Genomic DNA, 23,743 nt, shown 5'->3' with positions numbered 1-23,743 from the left:
TTACGCAGGTGTCCAACACAGCTGACTCGGCAGGCAGCGCGGTCATCGACCCGCCGTTAGGAGAGTATCTGCTCGCGGGTCTCCCCGAAAGGGATGGTGTCGCTGAGCGTGAGCGTGTATCGGTGGGGATCGTGGCGGGTGACCAGGATGCCGGCACACTTATGGGGCAGGGCAATCTGGCGGAGCTCGGCTTCAGCGTGGTCGAGCAACTCGTGGAGCCGGCCCGGCTCGCTGACGATGACCTCCACCGGCTTGATGGTCTGGCTTGGCATGTTGAACGCTTCCTTCCGATGGGTTAGGGTCCCCCGGGTCGCCAGCCCCGCGCCATAGGGGGGCTTGGCTCAGTCTTAGATCCAATACAGGGTGACAGAGTCACCGCGAACAAACAGACGACGGCTTCCCGTTCCGCTCTCCACGACCCATATGAGCCGTCCGTCGTCGGAGCGGTCATCAACATAAGCCGGGTAGAGGAACGAACCGTTGGACCAGACTTCGACGCAGTTCCCGCGTTGCAGGCAATCCCAGTCGCGGACCGGCTTCTGGTCGGGTAACCGGCGGCTCTTCCCGGTCCATCCCTGTGTCGGTTGAATGATGTCTTAGTCCTTAAGTCGAACCCGTACTGCACTCAGAGACATCTCCCTGGGCAGTACGGGAGCAGCGGCCCCCTGAAGTTTCAGGGGGCCGCAGTCCGGTAGTGGCATTTCACGACGTGAAAGTACACACGCCACTGTCAACTGGATGATTAGACGATGGCAGCGCGGAGTTCCTTCGCGGCCAGCGCCGGGTCCTCAGCACCGTAGATGGCGCCGCCGGCGACGGCGACGTCCGCGCCGGCCTGCTGGACATCACCGATGGTGGCGAGCTTGACGCCGCCTGCCACGGAGAACGGGACGCGGGCTTCGGCGCCGGCGCGGAGCAGACCGTTCAGGTCGAAACCGGGCTTGGCCTGCTCGTCCAGGCCAGCGTGCATCTCGACGAACTTGGCACCCAGCGCACGGACTTCCTTGGCGCGGGTTACCTTGTCCTCGATGCCGATCAGGTCCACCACGACGCCCTTGTTGTGGGCCTTGGCTGCGGTGACGGCACCGGCAATGGTGGAGTCATCTGCGGCACCGAGCACGGTGACCAGGTCAGCGCCGGCCTTGAAGGCGATATCGGCTTCAAGCTCGCCGGCATCCATGGTCTTCAGGTCAGCGAAGACAATCTTGTCCGGGTGGGCGTTCTTGACGGCGGTGATCACGGAGAGGCCTTCGGCCTTGATCAGCGGGGTGCCAAGTTCGATGATGTCAACGTATTCGGCAACCTTGCCGGCCAGATCCAGGGCCGCTTCGGTGGTCAGGAGGTCGATGGCAACTTGGAGCTTCATGATGATGCTTCTTTCTGTAGGGAACTGCAATTTGGGTATGGAAAAACTTAGGTTTGGAACTGGGCCCCGGTTATCCCGGGTTCACGTTTACTCGAGGTTTGCGTGACGCAGCCAGAGCTGCTCTGCCGGCTGGGCGTCGTTGTCCCAGAGCGACTGGAAGAGAGCCTCGGTAGCCACGAAGAGCACCTGTTCGAAGAGGGACCCGGCGTACTGGCGTGAAACGCTGGAACCGTGGTCGGTCTTCTGGGCGGCGGGAATGACCACCACTGCATCGGCAAGGCCTGCGAGCGGGGACTCCGGGTTGGTGGTGAAAGCGGCAATACGCGCGCCGGCCTTGGCTGCTGTCTCTGCCGATTTGACCACACCGGAGGTGGTTCCCGATCCGGAGGCCACCAGGAGGAGGTCGCCGGAGCTGATAGCGGGCGTTGTGGTGTCGCCTGCAACATGGACATTCAGGCCCAGGTGCATGAGCCTCATGGCCGCCATGCGAAGGACCAGGCCGCTCCGCCCCGCCCCCGCAACGAAGATGCGGCCCGCGGCGTTGATGTGGCTTGTCACGGCGGCAATCTGCTGTTCGTCGATTTTGGCCGTGGTGGCCTCGATCTCATCCCTGACGAGTGACAGGTTACGCTCAATATCCTTTGTGGTGCTGGACACCGCGGTCGTCGCGGTTGCTGTCGGATTCACAATTTGTCCCCTTCGATTCGATCATCGGCCTGGAGTGGCCGAACGGATGCACTCCGGTTGACATCCATGATTCCGAAGCTGGCGGGTGGGGGTAACACTTTTTTCTGACGGTTCTGACTACACTTTGTGATTGGTCAGGTGTTGGAGCCGTGGGTATTTTGACCCCCGGGGAGCGCAACGACACGTGGTATCAGGCGTTGCCTTCGCCGGTGGCATTCCGCTGACCCGCGACGGAAACGTCGCCGGCGCAGTCGGTGTCAGCGGAGGTACTGGCGGGCAGGACCAGGAGGTTGCAGAAGCAGCCGCCAGCGTCATCAGCTGACCTCAATCCGCGAGAACCGTCGCACACGGTCAGGCGGGAGTCCTACATTAAGGCGCTGCCAGGGCATCCATGCCCGGGCAGCGCCTTCTCGTTTCCGGCCAAGAACCGGGCTTCATTGTCCCTGCGACACATCCAAGGTACCCGCCGACTACCCGGCACTCCCCTCGGGCTCGTCCTTATTGATGGGGTTTTGTGCATGTGACGTAGGTTGTGTGGGTTATCTGGGTGGGTTGCGGGGTGGGTGTGTGATGTGGGTCTCGTGTTGAGCGGTGGTTTGGGGCGGGTGAGCGGTGTGGTGTGGGGGTCGTGCGGTTGTCTCTGGTGGTGGGGTTGGGGTGGGCATACGGTTATCTCTCAACTGGCTCGGATGAGCGAGCTGTTACGCGGTTTTTTGCGTAGCCCAAGTGTGTGTGATTTCACGAGGAGGTGATGTCCAGTGACGATTACGGATGAAGTTTTGAGTGCCGAGGAGCGGTCTGATCTTCTGGCGAAGTTCGGCTTGGACGGACAGAACAAGGCGACGATGGGTCGGGTTTTGGGGACCGGTTCGATTGCTGAGGCGACTGAGCGTGCTGACGGCACGATGGAAGCGACGATCAGGATCAAGGAAGACGAGTGTTGCTGGGATCCGGCGATTCTGGTTCTGCCCCATGGTGGGGAGCTGGAGTTGACGGTTATTAATGATGACAAGAACACCCATGCGTGCTTGTTGCCTAATAATGGCGGGCCGAAGTTTTTGGGGTTGCTGAATCATTCCAAGGGCCGGGCGACGATCACGTTGGATGGGCCTGGTTATTACTGGTACAGCTCGCCGGCCGGCAACGACGAGGGCCGTGGCCTGACTGCCGCCATCGTGGTGAAGGGTGAGGTGCCTCCGGAGGCCCGCCTGGATCGACCCCCACCCAGCCCCGCCCATAGAAAGGAATTGAACAATGACAATCCCTGCACTGTCTTCCCCTGAACCCGCAGTTGACTATATTGATGCCGGCGAGGCGATCAACCATTTCGCATTGAGCGATTTGTCCGGTACCGCGCCTGCGGTCACGGACGACGTGAACTACGAGCGCATCCTGGAGGCGCGTTCGGAGTCGCATAACTGGATTACTTATTACGGCGCCTATGACGGGCAGCGTTACAGCCTGCTGGACCAGATCAACACTGAGAACGTGAGCAAGCTCAGCCCTGCCTGGATCTTCCAGGCCGGCCAGGCCGGTCAAATCGCAGGCGGGTCCACCTACGCCTTTGAGGCCTGCCCTTTGATCGTCGATGGCGTCATGTACGTCACCGGTTGGGACGGCTGGTTCTGGGCTGTTGACGCGGCCACGGGCAAGGAGCTTTGGCGCTACAAGCATGCGGTGCCCTTCGATGTTTCGCTGTGCTGCAGCAACGTCAACCGCGGCTGCGCGGTGGCCAACGGGAAGGTGTACTTCGTTACTCCGAACGCCCAGCTCCTGGCGTTGGACGCAACCAACGGTCAAAAGGTGTGGCAGAAGACGATCGGTGACGTGCGGGCGGGTGAGAGTGCTTCGCTGGCTCCCCTGGTCATCAAGGACACCCTCATCACGGGCAGCGCAGGCGGCGAGTTCGGCGTGCGTGGCCACATCGACTGCTGGGACCTGGAGACCGGCGATCACCGCTGGCGCACGTACACCGTGCCCAAGCCCGGGGAGCCTGGCTCGGAGACCTGGCCCGCTGACGGCGAGGCCTGGGCACGCGGTGGCGCGAACCACTGGGTGACCGGAACCTACGACCCGGATACCAACCTGTACTACGCAGGTACCGGCAACCCGGCACCTGACTTCGACGGCGAGGTCCGCCAGGGAGACAACCTCTACACCGACAGTGTGGTGGCCCTGGACGTTGATTCGGGCGAGATCAAGTGGCACTACCAGTTCACCCCGCACGATCTTTGGGACTACGACTCCACCATGGAGATGACCCTGTTCGAGCGCGACGGCAAGAAGCTGCTGGCCCACTTCGACAAGAACGGCTACTTCTTCGTCCTGGACCGCACCAACGGTGAACTGCAGCACGTGACCCCGTTCGTGGACCGGATCGACTGGGGCGTCATTACCCGCGACGGGAAGGTCACCCCCCGGAAGTACCCGGACAAGGAAGGCGAGCCCGTACACTTCTTCCCCGGCCCGGCCGGCGCGAAGGAATGGACGCACGCCGCATACAGCCAGAAGACCGAGCTGTTCTACGTCCCCGTCGCCGACGTCGGAGCTACCGCCACCCGGCGGCGCCGCGAGTTCAAGGAAGGCATGCCCTACTGGGGCGCAGCCGTCCAGGTCGATATCGACGACATGGCCGGTTCGGTCAGCGCGTTCGACAGCTACGGCGAGGAAAAATGGCGCTACCGCATCGATTACCCGATGGCAGCGTCCGTGCTCGCCACCGCCGGAGACCTGGTCTTCGCCGGCACCCCGACCGGTGAGTTCGTCGCACTGGACGCCCGCACCGGTGAAAAGCTCTGGGAATTCCAGTGCGGCAGCGGCCACCACAGCAGCTGCTCAACCTACAGCGTCGACGGCAAGCAGTACGTCGTCGTCCCCGTCGGCTGGGGCGGATGGCTCGAAGGCATCGTCCCCGGAATGAGCGCAGCAGGCCACGGCTCCGCGCTGATCGCCTTCGCCCTCCCCGGCTAAACAACCACCCACAAAACCACCCAAAAACCCGAAAGGAGAACACCACCATGAACGCAGAGAACAACCGCAAGAAGTGGGAAGCACCCACCCTCACCGAAATCCGCGTATCCGCCGAGGTAACGGCCTACGTCGCAACCAAGTAACACCCAAAAAAAGGGGGTGCCGGGCCACCAGGCCCGGCACCCCACCACCACAACACATGCCACAGCAAAAGGATGTCAACGACGATGTTCACCCGCGTACTGTCTTACACTTCACTGGGCATCCTGTCACGAGTAGAGTCCTTCGAGACTCTTCTGAAGGAGTAATCATGGCTGGGAGCCCTGACGCCCACGTCGACCGTACGTACGACCAGACCTTGGCTGCGCGTCGGTCACCCAACCAGCGAAACCGTCCCGCAGCAACCGGGAACAAGCACGACGGCAAGCCCCAAAAGCTGGACCTGAGGAGCTTAACCCGCCCCAGCAGTGCGGCGAATCCCATGGGCGGGGACATTGACTACGCCAAGGAATTCCTCTCGCTTGACCTCGAGGAACTGGCACGCGATATCGATGAAGTGTTGACTACTTCCCAAGACTGGTGGCCCGCCGATTTCGGCCATTACGGACCGCTGATCCTGCGGATGGCCTGGCACAGTGCTGGAACGTATCGCGTCGGCGACGGAAGGGGCGGCGCCAGCGCGGGAATGCAGCGCTTCGCCCCCTTGAACGGTTGGCCTGATAACCGCAACCTGGACAAGGCGCGCCGGCTCCTATGGCCGGTGAAGCAGAAGTACGGCCACAAGATTTCCTGGGCCGACCTGATGATCTTTGCCGGTAACCGGGCTCTGGAATCGATGGGCTTCAAGACGTTCGGCTTCGCTGGCGGCCGCGAGGATGTGTGGGAGGCCGACGAGACCTATTGGGGACCTGAAGACACGTGGTTCGCCGACGAGCGGCACAGCGGTGTCCGGGAATTGCACGAGCCCTTGGCCGCCAGTGAGATGGGTCTGATCTACGTCGACCCCCAGGGACCGGCCACAATGCCGGACCCGGTCGCCTCAGCACGCGACATTCGTCAGACGTTCCGCCGCATGGGGCTGAACGACGAAGAGACCGTGGCGCTGACCGCCGGCGGCCACACCTTCGGCAAGAGCCACGGAGCGGCCGACCCCAACAAGTGCCTTGGCCCGGAACCGGGCGCCGCTCCGCTCGAGCAACAGGGCCTGGGCTGGGCATGCCAATTCGGGACGGGCAAAGGGGCTGACACCGTCACCAGTGGGCTCGAAGGGATCTGGACACCCACCCCGACCACTTGGGACAACAGCTTCCTGGAGGTCCTGTTCAACTACGACTGGGACGTGACGCTTAGCCCTGCCGGGCAATGGCAATGGATCCCCAGCAACGGTGCCGGAGCCGGCACCGTCCCGGACGCTCACGACCCGTCCAAGACCCATGTCCCCACCGTATTAACCACGGACCTCGCATTGAAGGACGATCCGGCATACGAGCGCATCGCGCGTCGGTTCCTGGAGAATCCGGACCAGCTGGCTGATGCATTCGCCCGCGCTTGGTTCAAACTGACGCATCTCGACCTGGGCCCGGTCCAGCGCTACCTGGGGCCGCTCGTCCCGTCCGAGCGACTGATCTGGCAGGACCCGGTTCCCGACGTCGACCACCCGCTCGTCGACGCGGACGATATCGCCGCGCTGAAGAACCAAGTGCTCGGGTCGGGCCTGACCGTGGGGCAACTGGTCTTCACGGCATGGGCTTCGGCATCCACTTTCCGCAACAGCGACAAGCGCGGCGGCGCCAATGGTGCCCGAATCCGTCTTGATCCGCAACGAAGCTGGGACGCCAATGACCCCGAAACGCTGGCAACAGTGCTCGGCACGCTCGAGCAGATCCGCGAGCAGTTCAACGACTCCCAGCTTGATGGCAAGAAGATCTCCCTTGCGGACCTGATCGTGCTTGCCGGCTGCGCCGCCGTCGAACACGGTGCCGCCCGGGCCGGTCACATCATCGAGGTTCCCTTCCGGCCGGGGCGCACCGATGCAACACAGGAGTGGACCGACCCCGAATGGTTCGCCGTCCTGGAACCGAAAGCGGACGCATTCCGCAGCTACTTCGGCAAGGGCAGCCGGGTGCCATCCGAAGTCCTGCTCATCGACCGTGCGAGCCAGCTGACCCTGACTCCCCCCGAAATGACAGTGCTTCTCGGCGGCATGCGCGTGCTCGGCGCCAACCACGGCCAGTCCCCGTTGGGCGTGCTCACTCCGACGCCTGGCCACCTGACCAACGACTTCTTCGTCAACCTGCTCGATATGGACAACGTCTGGGCACCGACGTCACACGAAGCTTCCGACGAGGCGGCCTACGAGGCCCGCGACCGGCACACCGCCGAAGTCAAGTGGATCGCAAGCCGCACCGACCTCATTTTTTCCAACAACCCCGAGCTGCGCGCCCTGTCTGAGTTCTACGCCAGCCAGCCCGCTGAAAAGAAGTTCATCCAAGACTTCGTTTCCGCTTGGGACAAGGTCATGAACCTTGACCGGTTCGACCGGTGACGTTGGTATAAAACGCCCTCCTGGGGTTCTTGAACACTTGAACCCCGGGAGGGATCCAGCCCTGTCACGGGCCCACTTGCCGCAACAGTTGCGGAGCCCCCGCCCTTCGAACCTTCGACGGGCCGGGAAAGAAACCAGAGGAGTCAAAGATGTCCCTTGAAGTAGTTTTCCTTTCCGAAGTATTCGGAACCGCAATGCTGACCTTGTTGGGTTGCGGCGTTGTGGCAAACGTTGCGCTCAAAGGCACCAAGGGCAACAGCGGTGGATTCCTGATGGTTACCTGGGGGTGGGGTATTGCGGTCTTCGCCGGTGTTTATGTTGCCGTGAAGTCAGGCGCGCACATCAATCCTGCGGTCACCCTTGGCCTGCTGGTTAATGGCAAGGACGAGTACGCCCCGGGCGTTGCCGTCGATTTCGCGTCGACGTTCACTTACTTCGGCGGCCAGATGCTGGGCGCCTTCCTGGGTGCAGTCGCCTGCTGGCTGGCGTACAAGCAGCACTTCGATGCCGAGCCTGAGGCCGCCAGCAAGCTGGGCGTCTTCTCCACCGGCCCGGCGATCCGGTCCACCCCGTGGAACCTCGTCACCGAAATCATCGGCACGTTCGTGCTCGTCTTCGTGATCCTGACCTTCGGTGGCACCCCTTCGGGCCTGGGCCCGCTGGCAGTAGCCCTCCTCGTTGTCGGCATCGGCGTGTCCCTGGGTGGACCCACGGGCTACGCCATCAACCCCGCCCGTGACCTCGGACCGCGCATCGCCCACGCCCTGCTCCCCATCAAGGGCAAGGGTTCCAGTGACTGGAGCTACTCCTGGGTCCCTGTTGTCGGCCCCCTGGTTGGCGGAACGCTGGCCGGAGCCGTCGCCGCGGTGGTCCCGATCATCGGCGCAGCAGCCTCGTGATGCTGCGCCACTGCGTTCCACCAGCCTCCAGCAGGCCATGAACGCCGGATAACCGGGGCCTGATTTCCATGCCCCGGTTTTTCCATTTCCATTGCAGTTCCCTACAGAAAGAAGCATCATCATGAAGCTCCAAGTTGCCATCGACCTCCTGACCACCGAAGCGGCCCTGGATCTGGCCGGCAAGGTTGCCGAATACGTTGACATCATCGAACTTGGCACCCCGCTGATCAAGGCCGAAGGCCTGTCCGTGATCACCGCCGTCAAGAACGCCCACCCGGACAAGATTGTCTTCGCTGACCTGAAGACCATGGATGCCGGCGAGCTTGAAGCCGATATCGCCTTCAAGGCCGGCGCTGACCTGGTCACCGTGCTCGGTGCCGCAGATGACTCCACCATTGCCGGTGCCGTCACCGCAGCCAAGGCCCACAACAAGGGCGTCGTGGTGGACCTGATCGGCATCGAGGACAAGGTAACCCGCGCCAAGGAAGTCCGTGCGCTGGGTGCCAAGTTCGTCGAGATGCACGCCGGCCTGGACGAGCAGGCCAAACCCGGCTTCGACCTGAACGGTCTAATCCGCGCAGGCGTGGAAGCCGGCGTCCCGTTCTCCGTGGCAGGCGGCGTCAAGCCGAGTACCATCGACGCCGTCCAGCAGGCCGGCGCGGACGTCGCGGTCGTCGGCGGAGCCATCTACGGAGCACCGGACCCGGCCCTGATCGCCAAGGAACTCCGTGGAGCAATCATGTGGCGCCCAGCGCACTAGAGACTTTCCATAACCCCACGGGGTCACACGCCGTTCCGTAACACCTGTTACATTTTGCTGCGTTCAGGGTAGCATTGACAAAATGAACTGGTTGCTACTGATCGTGCGCTTACCTCCCGGCTCTTCCCGGACGAGGGTTGCAGTGTGGCGCGAACTGCGCAAGATAGGCGCCGCACCCGTGTCATCCGGGGTATGGACAGTTCCTGAGACGCCCTACTTTTCCTCCGCCGTACAGAAGGTCGTGGAGCTGGCATCCAAGGGCGCCGGGGAAGTCCTCGTGCTGCCCACGCCCGCAGCCGAAGACCAGGCAGCTGATCCGCTCCAGTCCGCTTTCCGTGCCCAGCGCCTGGACGAATGGCAGGAGTTCTCCCGTGACTGCAAGGCCTTCGAAGAAGAAATAGCCAAAGAGACACGGAATAGGAAATTTACCCTCGCCGAGTTGGAGGAAAAAGAGCAGAGCATGGAGCGGCTGCGCCGCTGGTTCCGGGACCTTAAGAGCCGCGACGCACTTGAGCTCGCCGAGGCCGATGCCGCCGAGGACCTGCTCCGTCAGTGCACTGTTGTCTTTGACGAATACGCCGAGCGTGTCTATTCCGCACTCCACGTTCCGACCGGCCCGCTTCTTCACCAAGAGACCGGAGAGTAGGGCCGTGGAATGGTGGGAGGCTGTGCCGGCACTCCTTGCCGGACTGGCGGCAATATATGTCGTGTTGTTGGCAGCGCTCTGGGTTTATGCCCGCCGCCACCCGGAAACGCTGGGAATGAAGGATGCCCTGCGCCTGCTCCCGGACCTATTGCGGGTGATCCGAAGACTCACAGCCGATAAGACTGTTTCGACCGGCGTTCGGGTCAAACTGGTTCTGCTTCTGGCTTACTTGCTCTTGCCCCTGGACATCGTCCCTGACTTCCTCCCTGTCATCGGCTGCGCTGACGACGTCATTGTTGTCGCCCTTGTGCTGCGCTCAGCCATCCGTTCTGCCGGGCTTGAACCACTGCGCCGGCACTGGCCCGGGACCCCGGCGGGCCTGCTCGTCATTGAACGGCTTGCCGGGGTTTAGGTCCTACCTCAAAGCTCAAATACCGAGCGCAGCCCGTACGGCACGCACACTCCGCCGCGACACGGGCACCATGGTGTTCTGGGGATCGTCCATCACAAGGACAAGTTCGCCTTTTTCCCGACGCTCCACCTCCCGGATGCGGCCGAGATTGACGAGGTACTGGCGGTGCACGCGCAGGAAACTCCCCGTGCTGGCCAATTCATTGTCCAGCTTGTCCAAGCTGGGCAGGGTGGCCCGCAGCCGGCCATCAGCTGTATGCAGCCAGACGCCGGTGCCGTCCGCTTCGGCCATGGTCACCTCTGACGTCTTCAGCATCACCATCCGGTTCTCCTCACGGAGGGCAACTACACGACGGGGTCGCCCGCCGTCGAACCGGACCCCTCCCGGTTCCGTCTGGGGGAACTGCTCGCCGTCTACGGCACCAAAGGAGACCAGGTGTCCGACCAGGTTCCCTTGAAGGAAGACGGGGCGAAGTCCGATCGTTGATGGTTCGTCAGCGAGCGGGGTAAAGATCTGCGTTGAGCCGGTCCATGCCGGGTCCGCGTTCGCCCGTTTGGTGGCGTAGCGGGCTGCTTGAATCAGTGGCGGAAGCTGCGGAGTCCAGCGCACTACCGCATCAACTGCGGGGACGTTACCAGGGACTCCGAGCATAACGCTGGCCATGTCGTCGGCAATCACCACACCACCGGCCGTATCGATGGCCACAAGTGGCTGCCTCGACCGTCCCTGAGCTTCGGTGTAGGCAGCGAGCAGCACACTGCCGCTGTCGTGGGCACGCTTGCGCAAGCTGTTCTGGGTGTGGGTGGCGGCACTCTCCAGCCACTTCTTCGCCGGCAGTGGTAGATCACGGCGCCAAGACGAGATGTTCAGGATGGCGAGCGGCTCCTTGCTCACAACGTCACGCACCGCGATGCCAGCGCAGGACCATTCGTGGAAGGCCTGGCACCAGTGTTCCGACTGCCTGATCATCACAGCGCGCCGGGCTACGAGGGCGGTGCCCATGCTGTTTGTGCCTACCGAACCCTCAGACCAGCTGAACCATGGCGCCAGGCCCCCCGCGGAGGCGATCGAACGGGTGGTCTTGTCGCCCCAGGCGCTCAGGACCCTGCCGCTGGCGTCGGCGATGGTCACAACGCCTCCCGCTTCGGCCACCTCGTGGACCATGGCGGCAGCACAAAAACCCAACTCCGCGAAGACAACGTCCTGGTCCAGGGAGTGCGAGACTTCTGAAAAGGGGGCGTTGGGTACCTCAGTCAGAAAGGGATCGATGCGGTACAGATCCCGGGATCGCTGCCAGGAAATCGCTACTTCCGGACGTACTCCATAGACGTCGTCCTCACCCTGGACAAAGCGTTCCCACGCGTTATAGACGTCGGTCTTGGTCGAGTCGCGGGACACCCGCTGAAGTCGCTGTTCACCCGTCATTGGGCACCACCTTGATGTAACTCATCGTTGGACGATAACTGCGCCACGGTCACGTGCTTGTGATCACCACCGATCGGGTGGCGGATCTGCCGGCCACCTAACAGCGAGTCCCCGGTCCGGGGTATACAAAACGTGACCTGGGCCATCAAGAATCGCTTCTTGCGCCTCCCCCTATGTTACCATCCCGTGCCGGGTTCGCCCCGGTTTGTCGAAGCTGCCGGGCTTCATATACGGAATTGCGGCGCCTTCCCCGCCGTCGTGCCGGCGCTGGTTCGACCTACGCTTTTCCGTGTTGGTGCACCTCGCAGGGGCAGTACATGTTCCGGCATGTATAGCAAGCGGGCTGCATTTTGCAGCGCACACAGACGTTGCAGTCAACCGGCTCTGTATGCCGACCGGCCTCCCCCGCGGTATAGGGCTCCCCACAGTGGTAGCACGGTGGCCGTGCACTGCCGTCGTCCTCGTCGGTGTTGCCCATTAGAGGATGTCGAATCCAGCGACCCACAGGCCAGCCATCCCCAACAGCACCAGACCGGTCAACAGATCAGTACGGAGACGGGGAATGAAGTTGGCGATGGTGCGGCCGATCTGGTGTCCGGCAACCGACATCACGAAAGTGGTGAACGCGAACAGGAAGGGCGCAAGCCACGGTGAATACCCGGCCAGTCCGAGTGCGGCGCCTGCGGCCACGTTGTCGATGCTCAACGGCACGGGCAGCCACCGCCGTGCCGTCTTCATGTCCACATCGGCATGCTCGGAGGACCGGAGTGCCTTGATGGTGATCCATAGCCCGTAGGCGGCAAGCCCAGCTGCTCCGATTATCTCCGCGGGTTCTTCGATTTGGGTACTGAAGTACGAACCGATAAGCAGCCCGACGACCGGCGCCACGCCATCCCAGGCGCCGAAAATCAGGGACGTTTTGACGGACGTGCGGAAATTGGGTTTGAGTCCCCCAAGCACGATCGACGTTCTGAAATTGTCCAGGCCAAGGGCGAACCCGAGTCCTATAAGTGCAAGCATTTTACTTTCCTTTCAATACTGTGGGGGACAGCGAGACGGGTGTGCTCCCCGTCCTGCGCGGCCTTGTAGCAGCCCGCTTGGTGCGTCCTGTCTGCGGGCGGGGAATGACTGAGCCGGTAACGGGGCGCGCGGGATCGTTTGCCGCCACTACCGCCGCCTCCACCAGCCCGTGGTCGGGAGACAGGTGGCAGACCGGGTCAGTCCGGGCGGCGTCTCCCGTGAGTGCGAAGGCTTGGCAGCGGCAGCCGCCAAAGTCGATTTCCTTGCGGTCACAGCTGCGGCACGGGTCCGGCATCCACGCGTCGCCGCGGTACTGCTGGAACAGCGGAGCTTCCTCCCAGATCCATTCCAGAGAATGCTCGCGCACACTGGCAGGAGGCAGGTTAAGACCGCGGGCGACCTCATGTGCGGCCGGGCAAGGCAGGGCCTCGCCGTTGGGCACAATGGTGAACTGGCGGCTGGCCCAACCGTCCATGCAGGGTTTGGGATATTTGCTGTAGTAGTCAGGCATAACGTAGATGATGTCCATCTGGTCCCCGAACCGCTCCCGGGCCTCCGCTACCACCGCGTCCGCGCGGTCGAGCTGGTCCTTGGCCGGGAGCAACTCCGCCTGGTTGGGGCCCGCCCACCCGGCATACTGCGTGTTCGCCAGCTCTACGCGGTCGGCGCCCATAGCCTGCGCCATCTCAAGGATGCCGCCAATCCTGTCGATGTTCTGCCGGTGCAACACCACGTTGAGGGTCAGTGGCCATCCCAGCTGCTTGATAAGCTTCGCTGCCACGTGCTTGCGCTCGAAGGAAACAGTGCCGGCGATTTCGTCGGACAGTGCCTGCTCATCGGCCTGGATGCTGAGCTGCACGTGGTCAAGGCCTGCTTCGCGGAGTTGCTCGGCCCGGCGGGTGGACAGACCGAGCCCACTGGTGATCAGGTTTGTGTAGAGGCCCAGCTGGTTGGCTGTGCGGACCAGGTCCACGATGTCATGGCGCTGCATCGGCTCCCCACCCGAAAGGTGAAGCTGAAGCACACCCAGGTCAGCGGCCTCGGCAAATACGCGTTGCCATTCCTCCGTGCTCAGTTCGTCACGATAATCGTCGAGCTGGAGGGGATTGGAACAGTAGCCGCACTGCAGTGGGCACGAGTACGTCAGCTCAGCGAGCAGTCCGTAGGGCTTATCCATGATCTACCTCCATACCGTGCTTGGTGACGAGTCCCGCCACGAAGCGTTGGACGTCGCCTTCGGCGACTTCATCGAATTGGCGCCGCAATTCGGCCTCGATTTCTTTAACAGTCCGCTTGGCGTCGCATAGTTCCACGATCGCGGCGCCGGTGGCGTTGATGGTCCAGATCGTTTCGGGTGAAAGCAACGCGTATCCCCCGCGCGCGGCGTTGAAGGCCATTCGCACGTGCGGAGCCAGCCGCGGCCGGGAGTCCTCATTAACGGTTTCCATAAGCCTGGTCAATCGAATCGAGCATGCTCCACAGCACGTCGCACTTAAAGGACAGAGCCGCCGTCGCCGCTGCCTGCGTTTCCGGGGTGACACAGTACTTTCGCACGATCTCAAGGCCGTGCTGGGAATCGCGGGGTGCCTGGGTCAGGCGGGACCGGAAATAGGCAAGACCCTCGGGGTCGATCCACGTGTAGTGGCGCTCGAATGCCGAGAGACGCTCTGCCATCAGGTCCGGGGCAAACAACTCAGTCAGGGAGGAAGCCACCGCCTCCACCCATGGCCGGGTTCGCGTGAAGTTGACGTAGGCGTCGACTGCGAACCGCACACCGGGGAGCAGGTGCCTTGCGTCCTCAACCTCCGCGCGGGTCAACCCAACGGCCTCACTCAGGCGCAGCCACGCTTCGATTCCGCCGGTCCCCTCGCTGGTGCCGTCGTGGTCGATGATTCGCTGGACCCAGCGGCGACGCACCTCACTGTCGGGGCAGCTGCTGAGGATGGCGCCATCCTTGCGCGGGATGTTGATCTGGTAGTAGAAGCGGTTGGCCACCCACCCCCGGATCTCATCGGGAGTTGACTGTCCATCGTTCATCCGGCGATGGAAGGGGTGCTCGCTGTGGTATTGCTTGGCGTGCGCGCGGAGCGACTCCTCGAGCTCATCGGGTGTGAGTACTGACGTCATCGTTGCTCCTTAGATTTCCAGTTCCAGCCCGTCGACAGCGACCCCTATGTCATGCCGGTCAAGGTGCAGCCGTTCCGGCGAGTCGTCGAGCAGGATTGGATTGGTGTTATTGATATGGATGTAGATTTTGCGTTCGATGGGTAGCGGGGACAGCAGCTCAAGGCTGCCGCCAGGCCCGGTAATGGGTACATGTCCCATGTCCCGCGAGGTCTTGCTGGCCAGGCCGAGGCTGGGCATTTCGTCGTCACTCCAGCACGTGCCGTCGATCAGCAACGCGGAGGCGCCCGCCAGTTCGGCCAGGATGCCGGGTGTCAGCTCCTGCACGCACGGGAGGTAGACCAGCCTTTGACCGCTGGAGGTGTCCGTGATGGTGTACCCCACAACACGGCCGTTCTCCGCAGCGCCGGCAAAACGCATCCGCTTAGTGGTGGGTACGTCGAACGCGCGGTACGACAGCCCCTCACCGAGCATTACCTCGTCGCCAGGAACCACTGGTTTCCATGTCACCGGGCAGTACGCTTCGAGCGTTCGAAGTACCCCGGTTCCGGTGGAGAGGGTCTCGTAGACCGACTCCGTTGCGTGCACCTCAAGCCCGCGCCCCTCCCGCATCAGGAGCAGTCCGAGCGTATGGTCAAGTTCTGCATCTGTGAGCATCACGCTCTGCATTCGTGTCACGCTGCCGTCGTCAGGATGCAGGTCGTCGAAGGCCTCTATTTGTGACTGGATGTCCGGTGACGCATTGAACAGAAACCACTCTTTCCGGTCAGCGCTCACTGCGATGGACGATTGGGAGCGTGGGACGCAAGGCCGGGAGCCGCTCCGCGCAGCACGGCACTGCGGACATGCGCAGTTCCACTGGGGGAATCCTCCCCCGGCTGCTGATCCGAGTACGCGGGTGAACATCGTCGTTGACATCCTTTTGCTGTGGCATGTGTTGTGGTGGTGGGGTGCCGGGCCTGGTGGCCCGGCACCCCCGTTTTTTTGGGTGTTACTTGGTTGCGACGTAGGCCGTTACCTCGGCGGATACGCGGATTTCGGTGAGGGTGGGTGCTTCCCACTTCTTGCGGTTGTTCTCTGCGTTCATGGTGGTGTTCTCCTTTCGGGTTTTTGGGTGGTTTGTGGGGTGGGTGTTTAGCCGGGGAGGGCGAAGGCGATCAGCGCGGAGCCGTGGCCTGCTGCGCTCATTCCGGGGACGATGCCTTCGAGCCATCCGCCCCAGCCGACGGGGACGACGACGTACTGCTTGCCGTCGACGCTGTAGGTTGAGCAGCTGCTGTGGTGGCCGCTGCCGCACTGGAATTCCCAGAGCTTTTCACCGGTGCGGGCGTCCAGTGCGACGAACTCACCGGTCGGGGTGCCGGCGAAGACCAGGTCTCCGGCGGTGGCGAGCACGGACGCTGCCATCGGGTAATCGATGCGGTAGCGCCATTTTTCCTCGCCGTAGCTGTCGAACGCGCTGACCGAACCGGCCATGTCGTCGATATCGACCTGGACGGCTGCGCCCCAGTAGGGCATGCCTTCCTTGAACTCGCGGCGGCGCCGGGTGGCGGTAGCTCCGACGTCGGCGACGGGGACGTAGAACAGCTCGGTCTTCTGGCTGTATGCGGCGTGCGTCCATTCCTTCGCGCCGGCCGGGCCGGGGAAGAAGTGTACGGGCTCGCCTTCCTTGTCCGGGTACTTCCGGGGGGTGACCTTCCCGTCGCGGGTAATGACGCCCCAGTCGATCCGGTCCACGAACGGGGTCACGTGCTGCAGTTCACCGTTGGTGCGGTCCAGGACGAAGAAGTAGCCGTTCTTGTCGAAGTGGGCCAGCAGCTTCTTGCCGTCGCGCTCGAACAGGGTCATCTCCATGGTGGAGTCGTAGTCCCAAAGATCGTGCGGGGTGAACTGGTAGTGCCACTTGATCTCGCCCGAATCAACGTCCAGGGCCACCACACTGTCGGTGTAGAGGTTGTCTCCCTGGCGGACCTCGCCGTCGAAGTCAGGTGCCGGGTTGCCGGTACCTGCGTAGTACAGGTTGGTATCCGGGTCGTAGGTTCCGGTCACCCAGTGGTTCGCGCCACCGCGTGCCCAGGCCTCGCCGTCAGCGGGCCAGGTCTCCGAGCCAGGCTCCCCGGGCTTGGGCACGGTGTACGTGCGCCAGCGGTGATCGCCGGTCTCCAGGTCCCAGCAGTCGATGTGGCCACGCACGCCGAACTCGCCGCCTGCGCTGCCCGTGATGAGGGTGTCCTTGATGACCAGGGGAGCCAGCGAAGCACTCTCACCCGCCCGCACGTCACCGATCGTCTTCTGCCACACCTTTTGACCGTTGGTTGCGTCCAACGCCAGGAGCTGGGCGTTCGGAGTAACGAAGTACACCTTCCCGTTGGCCACCGCGCAGCCGCGGTTGACGTTGCTGCAGCACAGCGAAACATCGAAGGGCACCGCATGCTTGTAGCGCCAAAGCTCCTTGCCCGTGGCCGCGTCAACAGCCCAGAACCAGCCGTCCCAACCGGTGACGTACATGACGCCATCGACGATCAAAGGGCAGGCCTCAAAGGCGTAGGTGGACCCGCCTGCGATTTGACCGGCCTGGCCGGCCTGGAAGATCCAGGCAGGGCTGAGCTTGCTCACGTTCTCAGTGTTGATCTGGTCCAGCAGGCTGTAACGCTGCCCGTCATAGGCGCCGTAATAAGTAATCCAGTTATGCGACTCCGAACGCGCCTCCAGGATGCGCTCGTAGTTCACGTCGTCCGTGACCGCAGGCGCGGTACCGGACAAATCGCTCAATGCGAAATGGTTGATCGCCTCGCCGGCATCAATATAGTCAACTGCGGGTTCAGGGGAAGACAGTGCAGGGATTGTCATTGTTCAATTCCTTTCTATGGGCGGGGCTGGGTGGGTCGATCCAGGCGGGCCTCCGGAGGCACCTCACCCTTCACCACGATGGCGGCAGTCAGGCCACGGCCCTCGTCGTTGCCGGCCGGCGAGCTGTACCAGTAATAACCAGGCCCATCCAACGTGATCGTCGCCCGGCCCTTGGAATGATTCAGCAACCCCAAAAACTTCGGCCCGCCATTATTAGGCAACAAGCACGCATGGGTGTTCTTGTCATCATTAATAACCGTCAACTCCAGCTCCCCACCATGGGGCAGAACCAGAATCGCCGGATCCCAGCAACACTCGTCTTCCTTGATCCTGATCGTCGCTTCCATCGTGCCGTCAGCACGCTCAGTCGCCTCAGCAATCGAACCGGTCCCCAAAACCCGACCCATCGTCGCCTTGTTCTGTCCGTCCAAGCCGAACTTCGCCAGAAGATCAGACCGCTCCTCGGCACTCAAAACTTCATCCGTAATCGTCACTGGACATCACCTCCTCGTGAAATCACACACACTTGGGCTACGCAAAAAACCGCGTAACAGCTCGCTCATCCGAGCCAGTTGAGAGATAACCGTATGCCCACCCCAACCCCACCACCAGAGACAACCGCACGACCCCCACACCACACCGCTCACCCGCCCCAAACCACCGCTCAACACGAGACCCACATCACACACCCACCCCACGCCCACCCCATAAGCGAATAAGGCAGAGCGGGGTACCGAGTTCCGCGACCGGCGTCAGTGGGCAGTTAGGCAGGACGCGATCAGGGCAACAGGACGTTCGATCGAGGAGAGCTACAACCGCGCCGGCCTGCGCTCAATGCAGCACCTCAGGCCGGCGTGGTCCCGAACTTTCCTGCGCGTTCCTCGGTGATGCGGAGGACGCGGAGCAGGTTGCCGTGGGTCAGGGCAGCGATGTCCGAGGATGACCATCCGCGCCGCTCGAGCTCCGCAAGCAGCGCCGGATAGCGGTCCACCGAGGCCATGTCATCAGGGGGCGTCATACCGTCGAAGTCGCTGCCGATTCCAACGTGTTCGACGCCGGCGACGTTGCGGATGTGCTCTATGTGGTCCGCGATGTCCGGAATGCCGCAGGGAGGCTTGGGGTTGTCCACGAGCCACGCGGCTTCCTGGGCGGCCGCGTCCGGCCCGATCCACCCTGGCTGCGCGGATTGGCGCGCACGGGACCATGCACGATACTCCACAGAGAGGAACTCTGGGAGAAAGACGGCCATAACGATCCCCCCGCTGGCTCTGACGTTCTTCAATGTCGCGTCGGGGACGTTGCGGGGGTGGTCGGAGACGGCCCGGGCACCGGAGTGGGAGAAGAACAGCGGTGCCGTGGACAGACGCGTGACGTGTTCGACCGTTGTATCGGCGCAGTGCGAGAGGTCCACGAGCATGCCGAGGTCGTTCATGGTTGCCACCACCTGTTCGCCGAAGGCGTTCAGGCCACCCACGCCTGGGCCATCGGTGGCACTGTCCGCCCACCCGGTGTTCGTATTGTGGGTCAACGTCATGTACTTGACTCCGTTGCGGTGCATCAGGCGCAGGACATCGATCGAATCGAGGATCTGGTGCCCGCCCTCCACACCCATCAGCGATGCGATACGGCCCTCGGCGAAGCAGCGTTCGACGTCGTCGGCGGACCTGGCGAGGGCGGTTAGGTGCGGGTATGTCTCGCACATCCGGTGGACCGCCTCGATTTGGGCAAGGGTCAGTGCGGCCATGGCGACCTTGTCATCCGGACTGGTGACGGAGGGCACCCATATTGACCAGAACTGGGCTCCGACGCCGCCCCGTCGGAGACGGACCAGATCGGTGTGCATCTGTAGCTGCTCCTGCCCGGGGTCAAGCAGGCCGAAGTCCAGGCCGGCCAACTTGTGGTGCTTCGACAGCATGTCGTTGTGGCCGTCAATGATCAGGTGGTGTCCGGTACTCATACGTGGTCCTCCAAGGAGTGTTATCCGTGCACGGCACCACCCAGGCTTGGCCAGATGTAGCCGTTCCATGCGCCGACGAAGACTAACATGCGGGTGCGGCCCTGAAGGCGTCAACAGCCCTTTTCGGTGGTAGAGCCCCGTCGAAACCCGATCTCGACAAGCTCGATCAACGGGGTGGCTCGATCAACGGCGGCGGCTCGATCAACGGCGGTGCAGACTGGTGACATGAATGCTTCTGAGCCGGTGACAACCAACAATTCGACCGTTGACGACTGGACCCGCGCCCTCGCCGAATCCGTCGGGTCTCCCGGCGGTGGTGCCGGCGCGGGTGTGATGCTGGCCATCGCAGCGTCGCTGACCTCAATGGTGGCCGGATATACCCAGGCCGAGGGCCAGAAGCGCAGCGAGGTTGCCGTCATTCAGTCCCGGGCCCGTTCGCTCAGGGAAACCGCCCTGCAGCTGGCCGACGATGACGCTTCGGCATCCAAAAATTTCGGGGCGGCCTTTCGCCTGAGTCCCGGGCCTGAGCGGGAAAAGGCGATACGCCGGGCTTCCGTGGCTGCGGCCAAGGCATCTGCCGTGCTGGGTAAGCAGGCCATAGAGGCCATTGACGACCTGGCCTGGCTCGCGTCCCACGGCAATCCGGCCCTGGTTGCCGACGTCGTGGTGGCTCTCGGCGCCCTCAGGGCAGCACTCACCGGGGCGCGCACCAATGTCAGCTTCGACCTTGCGGGCCTGTCTTCGGCCGGGGACACGCTGGACCAGGTCCGCGAGGAACACCCCGATTTGTGGTCCACGGTGCAGGACCTGACGGCCGCAGTGGAACGGATCGACGGGCTGGCCGCAGGGATCGACCACCGAGCCGCCCCCACCGATGCTGGGTGAGGCGGGATCCGGTGGTTGAGCCTGTCGAAACCCCTAACGACGCGACTCTGGCACGTATCCCATGTTTTCGCTGATTTTCTCGCCACTGATTTTTAGCTCGTCAATGAGGCCAGGCAGCTTTTCGGGCTCGAACCTGGCTGACGGGCCCGAAATGCTGACGGCGGCAATGACGGTACCTTCACGTCCACGAATCGGAACCGCGATGCCGTTGAGTCCGTCCTCAAGTTCGCCATGGACTGTGGCATAACCGGATTCCGCCACGGCAAGCAGCTGCGATTCCAGGTCCTGCCGCGACGTGATGGTCCTCTTTGTCAGCGCGGGCATCCCCTTCTCGGTCAATACACGGTTGCGCTGTGCAACTGTCAGGGACGCCAGGAACACCTTTCCACTCGACGTAGCGTGAAGGGGCGTGGCCCGGCCCATCCAGTTCCGCATGTCAGCGGTGGTGGAAGGGCCAAAAGCTTCGTCGATGTTTATAACGTTGCTCAGGCTCAGGACGGCAAGGTTAACCGTTTCCCCGAACCTGGCAGCAAGGGCCTCCAGGAACGGACGGGCCTCCCTGGCCAGATCGAGCCGCATGGGTATGGAGTTGGCCAGATGCAGGATGCCAAGTCCCAGCTGGTATTTCCCCCGCCCGCTGCTCTGCACCATTCCCTGGGCTTCCAAGGCGCGCAGGAGCCGGGAAATGGTGGACTTATGCACGCCCATTTCCTCGGCAACTTCCGTAACGCCGGCCTTGCCGGCACGGGCCAGTACCTTCAGGACTGCAATGGCGCGATCAACGGACTGCAGGCTGCCTCCCTGCAGGTCAACGCCACTAATCGAGTCATCGTCATGCCCTGGAGCCATGTGCCCATACTCTCAGACCCGCGCCCGCGCTTCGTGACGCCGTCCAAAGTCCGGACCGCAGCGGAGTTGAAACATATTTCGAATCTTCCGAAAACTCTTGACCTGCATTTGTGATCCGGGTAACACTAACTCTACAAGTTGCGGAGAGCGCAACATGACGCAGGTGAACACACTCCACGGGGCACCCCTCCAGGCATAAGTTGCGGAAACCGCAACGCAGAACATCGCGAACCTATAAACCACAACCATCGTGCGTCACCGAATCGTTATCCCTCCGCTCCACCTGAAGAGTAAATCCAACGAACTAAGGTGCAGGTTCCATGGCTAAAAACGGATCGTCCACTTACAGAAGAAACCGCGATGACGGGAAACAAAGCGGCCGAAAGTCCGGCAGGCCGCTAGGCAGTCTCGATTACATCCGGCCGCGGTACCCCCATAACATCCACCCGGCGTTGGTTCCGGGTATCAGCGTCGATGAACAGCGCCGGCGATACAGTCTGGACAAGGTCGTACTCATCGCAGCTGGTGCCTTGACAGTGGCGTTCGTCGTCTGGGGTATCGTCAGCCCCTCCAGCGTTTCTGAGGTGGCAGGCGCGGCATTCTCCTGGACCACCGCCAACTTGGGCTGGCTCTTCAACGCCGTCGCCACCGTCGTGCTGGTGGTTCTGCTGTGGTTGGCCATCAGCCGCTACGGGAAGATTCCGCTCGGCAAGGACGGGGAGACCCCGGAATTCTCCACGTTTTCCTGGGTGGCGATGCTTTTCGCTGCCGGTCTCGGCATCGGCGTGCTGTTCTGGGGCCCCGCCGAGCCGCTGACCCACTACCTGAACCCACCGCCGCGGACGGTCGAGGCCGAGTCAATTGAAGCCATGCATCGGGCGCTGGCCCAGACGTACTACCACTGGGGATTCCATGCGTGGGCCATGTATGCCCTGGTGGGCGGCGCGGTCGCCTATGTGGGCTACCGGCGCGGCCGCGCCCTGTTGATGTCCTCGATATTTCGGCACCTGTTCGGAAAGAGCCAGACCGACGGGCTCGCCGGAAAACTGGTGGACATCTTCGCCATCATCGCCACCCTGTTCGGGACGGCTGCAGCCCTGGGGATCGCCGCACTCCAGATCGGCCAAGGCGTCACCATCGTCTCGGGTGTCTCTGAACTGACGAATACTGTCCTCATCGGCATCATCGGCGTTCTGACGGTCTGCTTTGTGCTCTCCGCCGTTTCCGGCGTCGCCAGGGGCATTCGCTATCTCTCGAACATCAATATCGTCCTCACTTTAGGCATCGTCGGCGTGGTGTTCATCCTGGGGCCGACGCTGTTCCTGCTGAACATGGTGCCATCGGCGGTCATCCAGTACATCGGATCACTGTTCGAACTAATGGCACGGTCTGCTTCCTGGGGAGAGGACACAGCGCAATTCCAATCCACATGGACTGTCTATTACTGGGCCTGGTGGATCTCCTGGTCACCGTTCGTCGGCATCTTCATCGCCCGCATCTCCCGCGGCAGGACCATCAGGCAATTCATCCTGGGTGTGATCTTCATTCCGTCTGCCCTGCTTTTTGTCGCGTACGGAATTATGGGAGCAACTGCAATCTGGATGCATCGCGAAGGGAGCCCCGGGTTCCACGATTCGATGGCCGCCTCCGAAGTGCTGTTCACCCTGGTGGACAATCTTCCCTTCGCGGAATGGCTTCCCCTGGTCATCATGGTGGTGCTGGCGATCTTCTTCATCACCTCTGCCGACTCCGCCTCAATGGTTATGGGTATTCTCACCACGCGCGGCAGCCAGGATCCCCCCAAACTCGTGGTGGTTTTCTGGGGACTGGTGATGGCCGGGATCGCGGTGGTTATGTTACTGATCGGGAACGCGTCCGCCCTTGCGGGGCTGCAATCACTGGTCATTGTCACAGCTGTGCCGTTCGCCATCGTAATGATCCTGATCATCTTCGCCTGGTTCCGGGAGCTGCGGTCAGACCCGTATATCCTGCGCGCCCAGTACGCCCAGATCGCAGTCAGCAATGCCGTGGTGGAAGGCGTCCAAAAGTACGGAGACGACTTCGGCCTCAAAGTGGTGCAGACCAAGCCAGGATGCGGAGCCGGTGCCGAAACCGATTCGGAGCACCAGGACTACACGGAGTGGTACCAGCGCACCAATGCGGAGGGCGAGCCCGTGGGCTTTGACTACGAAACCGGCAAATGGGCCGATGGCTGGGACCCCGAAACCGGGGAAATAGGCACAGTGCCCCCGGCTCCGCCCAGCGACACCCAGCCACTGAGGGCCGGGCTGTAAAGGCCGCACACCCGACAACCAATTCAAGGCTCACTCCCACGACTCCGGGCCTGC

The 23,743-nt window shown here is 62.6% G+C and carries 25 protein-coding genes; 11 read left to right on the top strand and 14 right to left on the bottom strand.

The genetic code is table 11. The annotated features are described in order from the left end of the window. Positions 1–56: 56 nt before the first annotated feature. The 3 genes from ACPJW8_RS00505 to hxlB form a co-directional block, all read right to left on the bottom strand. Positions 57–272, bottom strand: a complete 216-nt coding sequence (locus tag ACPJW8_RS00505; protein WP_330189667.1) for a hypothetical protein — start codon at positions 270–272, stop codon at positions 57–59. 470 nt (positions 273–742) lie between these two features. Further along, a complete protein-coding gene (gene hxlA, locus ACPJW8_RS00500) occupies positions 743–1,366 on the bottom strand; it encodes a 3-hexulose-6-phosphate synthase (RefSeq protein WP_330189666.1) in 624 nt (207 codons plus the stop codon). 87 nt (positions 1,367–1,453) lie between these two features. Further along, positions 1,454–2,053 carry a 6-phospho-3-hexuloisomerase gene (gene hxlB / locus ACPJW8_RS00495; protein ID WP_330189680.1) on the bottom strand — a complete coding sequence of 200 codons (600 nt, stop codon included), beginning with the start codon at positions 2,051–2,053 and terminating at the stop codon, positions 1,454–1,456. Positions 2,054–2,237: 184 nt separating this feature from the next. Between hxlB and ACPJW8_RS00490 the strand changes: the two genes are divergently transcribed. The 9 genes from ACPJW8_RS00490 to ACPJW8_RS00450 all read left to right on the top strand — a co-directional run bounded on the left by ACPJW8_RS00490 (position 2,238) and on the right by ACPJW8_RS00450 (position 10,285). Continuing rightward, positions 2,238–2,375: a heme-binding protein gene (locus ACPJW8_RS00490; RefSeq protein WP_330189679.1), complete on the top strand. Its 138-nt coding sequence runs from the start codon at positions 2,238–2,240 to the stop codon at positions 2,373–2,375. 436 nt (positions 2,376–2,811) lie between these two features. After that, on the top strand, positions 2,812–3,336 hold the full coding sequence (locus ACPJW8_RS00485; RefSeq protein ID WP_425256383.1) for an MSMEG_3727 family PQQ-associated protein: 525 nt from the start codon (positions 2,812–2,814) through the stop codon (positions 3,334–3,336). Continuing rightward, positions 3,308–5,023 carry a PQQ-dependent dehydrogenase, methanol/ethanol family gene (locus tag ACPJW8_RS00480; RefSeq protein ID WP_330188990.1) on the top strand — a complete coding sequence of 572 codons (1,716 nt, stop codon included), beginning with the start codon at positions 3,308–3,310 and terminating at the stop codon, positions 5,021–5,023. Before ACPJW8_RS00485 ends, ACPJW8_RS00480 begins: the two co-directional genes overlap by 29 nt. A 47-nt stretch (positions 5,024–5,070) precedes the next feature. Then, entirely contained in the window at positions 5,071–5,166 is a 96-nt protein-coding gene (pqqA, locus tag ACPJW8_RS00475) for a pyrroloquinoline quinone precursor peptide PqqA (RefSeq protein ID WP_330188991.1), read from the top strand. A gap of 167 nt (positions 5,167–5,333) precedes the next feature. Then, on the top strand, positions 5,334–7,568 hold the full coding sequence (gene katG, locus ACPJW8_RS00470) for a catalase/peroxidase HPI (protein ID WP_330188992.1): 2,235 nt from the start codon (positions 5,334–5,336) through the stop codon (positions 7,566–7,568). A gap of 149 nt (positions 7,569–7,717) precedes the next feature. After that, positions 7,718–8,467: an MIP/aquaporin family protein gene (locus tag ACPJW8_RS00465; protein ID WP_330188993.1), complete on the top strand. Its 750-nt coding sequence runs from the start codon at positions 7,718–7,720 to the stop codon at positions 8,465–8,467. Between the two features lie 121 nt (positions 8,468–8,588). Further along, positions 8,589–9,227, top strand: coding sequence for a 3-hexulose-6-phosphate synthase (hxlA, locus tag ACPJW8_RS00460; protein WP_330188994.1), 639 nt, complete (start codon positions 8,589–8,591; stop codon positions 9,225–9,227). 82 nt (positions 9,228–9,309) lie between these two features. Continuing rightward, the gene (locus ACPJW8_RS00455; protein ID WP_330188995.1) at positions 9,310–9,873 is read left to right on the top strand and encodes a Chromate resistance protein ChrB; all 564 of its coding nucleotides are present in this window, start codon (positions 9,310–9,312) and stop codon (positions 9,871–9,873) included. A 4-nt stretch (positions 9,874–9,877) separates the two neighbouring features. Continuing rightward, the gene (locus tag ACPJW8_RS00450) at positions 9,878–10,285 is read left to right on the top strand and encodes a YkvA family protein (RefSeq protein WP_330188996.1); all 408 of its coding nucleotides are present in this window, start codon (positions 9,878–9,880) and stop codon (positions 10,283–10,285) included. 15 nt (positions 10,286–10,300) lie between these two features. On the opposite strand, the gene ACPJW8_RS00445 is transcribed toward ACPJW8_RS00450, so the two are convergent. From ACPJW8_RS00445 to ACPJW8_RS00400, 10 genes are all read right to left on the bottom strand, one after another. Further along, on the bottom strand, positions 10,301–11,710 hold the full coding sequence (locus tag ACPJW8_RS00445; RefSeq protein ID WP_330188997.1) for a DNA-binding protein: 1,410 nt from the start codon (positions 11,708–11,710) through the stop codon (positions 10,301–10,303). A gap of 477 nt (positions 11,711–12,187) precedes the next feature. Continuing rightward, entirely contained in the window at positions 12,188–12,730 is a 543-nt protein-coding gene (locus ACPJW8_RS00440; protein WP_330188998.1) for a manganese efflux pump MntP family protein, read from the bottom strand. A 1-nt stretch (position 12,731) separates the two neighbouring features. Beyond that, on the bottom strand, positions 12,732–13,907 hold the full coding sequence (gene pqqE, locus ACPJW8_RS00435; RefSeq protein ID WP_330188999.1) for a pyrroloquinoline quinone biosynthesis protein PqqE: 1,176 nt from the start codon (positions 13,905–13,907) through the stop codon (positions 12,732–12,734). Beyond that, a complete protein-coding gene (gene pqqD, locus ACPJW8_RS00430) occupies positions 13,900–14,178 on the bottom strand; it encodes a pyrroloquinoline quinone biosynthesis peptide chaperone PqqD (protein ID WP_330189000.1) in 279 nt (92 codons plus the stop codon). Before pqqD ends, pqqE begins: the two co-directional genes overlap by 8 nt. Beyond that, the gene (gene pqqC, locus ACPJW8_RS00425) at positions 14,165–14,857 is read right to left on the bottom strand and encodes a pyrroloquinoline-quinone synthase PqqC (protein ID WP_330189001.1); all 693 of its coding nucleotides are present in this window, start codon (positions 14,855–14,857) and stop codon (positions 14,165–14,167) included. The genes pqqD and pqqC overlap by 14 nt, the downstream gene beginning before the upstream one ends. Before the next feature lie 9 nt (positions 14,858–14,866). Next, entirely contained in the window at positions 14,867–15,760 is an 894-nt protein-coding gene (gene pqqB, locus ACPJW8_RS00420; protein WP_425256382.1) for a pyrroloquinoline quinone biosynthesis protein PqqB, read from the bottom strand. An 85-nt stretch (positions 15,761–15,845) separates the two neighbouring features. Further along, on the bottom strand, positions 15,846–15,941 hold the full coding sequence (gene pqqA, locus ACPJW8_RS00415; protein WP_330188991.1) for a pyrroloquinoline quinone precursor peptide PqqA: 96 nt from the start codon (positions 15,939–15,941) through the stop codon (positions 15,846–15,848). A 47-nt stretch (positions 15,942–15,988) separates the two neighbouring features. Then, positions 15,989–17,704, bottom strand: coding sequence for a PQQ-dependent dehydrogenase, methanol/ethanol family (locus tag ACPJW8_RS00410; RefSeq protein WP_330188990.1), 1,716 nt, complete (start codon positions 17,702–17,704; stop codon positions 15,989–15,991). Between the two features lie 14 nt (positions 17,705–17,718). Then, positions 17,719–18,198 (bottom strand): MSMEG_3727 family PQQ-associated protein, encoded by a 480-nt coding sequence (locus ACPJW8_RS00405; protein WP_330188989.1) that lies wholly within the window; start codon positions 18,196–18,198, stop codon positions 17,719–17,721. Positions 18,199–18,548: 350 nt separating this feature from the next. Continuing rightward, positions 18,549–19,661, bottom strand: coding sequence for a dipeptidase (locus ACPJW8_RS00400; protein WP_330188988.1), 1,113 nt, complete (start codon positions 19,659–19,661; stop codon positions 18,549–18,551). 225 nt (positions 19,662–19,886) lie between these two features. Between ACPJW8_RS00400 and ACPJW8_RS00395 the strand changes: the two genes are divergently transcribed. Continuing rightward, a complete protein-coding gene (locus tag ACPJW8_RS00395; protein WP_330188987.1) occupies positions 19,887–20,546 on the top strand; it encodes a cyclodeaminase/cyclohydrolase family protein in 660 nt (219 codons plus the stop codon). A gap of 33 nt (positions 20,547–20,579) precedes the next feature. Here the strand turns inward: ACPJW8_RS00395 and ACPJW8_RS00390 are convergent, their stop codons facing one another. After that, a complete protein-coding gene (locus tag ACPJW8_RS00390; RefSeq protein ID WP_330188986.1) occupies positions 20,580–21,395 on the bottom strand; it encodes an IclR family transcriptional regulator in 816 nt (271 codons plus the stop codon). Between the two features lie 452 nt (positions 21,396–21,847). On the opposite strand from ACPJW8_RS00390, the gene ACPJW8_RS00385 reads away from it, so the two are divergent. Further along, positions 21,848–23,689 (top strand): BCCT family transporter, encoded by a 1,842-nt coding sequence (locus tag ACPJW8_RS00385; RefSeq protein ID WP_330194308.1) that lies wholly within the window; start codon positions 21,848–21,850, stop codon positions 23,687–23,689. The last annotated feature ends 54 nt before the right edge of the window (positions 23,690–23,743 follow it).

It is taken from the genome of Pseudarthrobacter sp. J47 (assembly GCF_049810315.1).
In the GTDB taxonomy this organism is placed as follows: Bacteria; Actinomycetota; Actinomycetes; order Actinomycetales; family Micrococcaceae; genus Arthrobacter.
Note: the sequence above shows the minus strand (reverse complement) of the source record. Positions and strands in the feature narration are given on the sequence as shown.

Bases quoted from the DNA above. Each gene is read 5' to 3' on its own strand.
- hxlA (WP_330189666.1), bottom strand. From the start codon at position 1,366: ATGAAGCTCCAAGTTGCCATCGACCTCCTGACCACCGAAGCGGCCCTG.
- ACPJW8_RS00410 (WP_330188990.1), bottom strand. From the start codon at position 17,704: ATGACAATCCCTGCACTGTCTTCCCCTGAACCCGCAGTTGACTATATT.
- ACPJW8_RS00440 (WP_330188998.1), bottom strand. From the start codon at position 12,730: ATGCTTGCACTTATAGGACTCGGGTTCGCCCTTGGCCTGGACAATTTC.
- ACPJW8_RS00480 (WP_330188990.1), top strand. From the start codon at position 3,308: ATGACAATCCCTGCACTGTCTTCCCCTGAACCCGCAGTTGACTATATT.
- pqqB (WP_425256382.1), bottom strand. From the start codon at position 15,760: ATGTTCACCCGCGTACTCGGATCAGCAGCCGGGGGAGGATTCCCCCAG.
- pqqA (WP_330188991.1), top strand. From the start codon at position 5,071: ATGAACGCAGAGAACAACCGCAAGAAGTGGGAAGCACCCACCCTCACC.
- hxlA (WP_330188994.1), top strand. From the start codon at position 8,589: ATGAAGCTCCAAGTTGCCATCGACCTCCTGACCACCGAAGCGGCCCTG.
- ACPJW8_RS00505 (WP_330189667.1), bottom strand. From the start codon at position 272: ATGCCAAGCCAGACCATCAAGCCGGTGGAGGTCATCGTCAGCGAGCCG.
- ACPJW8_RS00445 (WP_330188997.1), bottom strand. From the start codon at position 11,710: ATGACGGGTGAACAGCGACTTCAGCGGGTGTCCCGCGACTCGACCAAG.
- katG (WP_330188992.1), top strand. From the start codon at position 5,334: ATGGCTGGGAGCCCTGACGCCCACGTCGACCGTACGTACGACCAGACC.
- ACPJW8_RS00400 (WP_330188988.1), bottom strand. From the start codon at position 19,661: ATGAGTACCGGACACCACCTGATCATTGACGGCCACAACGACATGCTG.
- ACPJW8_RS00390 (WP_330188986.1), bottom strand. From the start codon at position 21,395: ATGGCTCCAGGGCATGACGATGACTCGATTAGTGGCGTTGACCTGCAG.
- pqqD (WP_330189000.1), bottom strand. From the start codon at position 14,178: ATGGAAACCGTTAATGAGGACTCCCGGCCGCGGCTGGCTCCGCACGTG.
- ACPJW8_RS00455 (WP_330188995.1), top strand. From the start codon at position 9,310: ATGAACTGGTTGCTACTGATCGTGCGCTTACCTCCCGGCTCTTCCCGG.
- ACPJW8_RS00395 (WP_330188987.1), top strand. From the start codon at position 19,887: ATGAATGCTTCTGAGCCGGTGACAACCAACAATTCGACCGTTGACGAC.
- pqqE (WP_330188999.1), bottom strand. From the start codon at position 13,907: ATGGATAAGCCCTACGGACTGCTCGCTGAGCTGACGTACTCGTGCCCA.
- pqqA (WP_330188991.1), bottom strand. From the start codon at position 15,941: ATGAACGCAGAGAACAACCGCAAGAAGTGGGAAGCACCCACCCTCACC.
- pqqC (WP_330189001.1), bottom strand. From the start codon at position 14,857: ATGACGTCAGTACTCACACCCGATGAGCTCGAGGAGTCGCTCCGCGCG.
- ACPJW8_RS00465 (WP_330188993.1), top strand. From the start codon at position 7,718: ATGTCCCTTGAAGTAGTTTTCCTTTCCGAAGTATTCGGAACCGCAATG.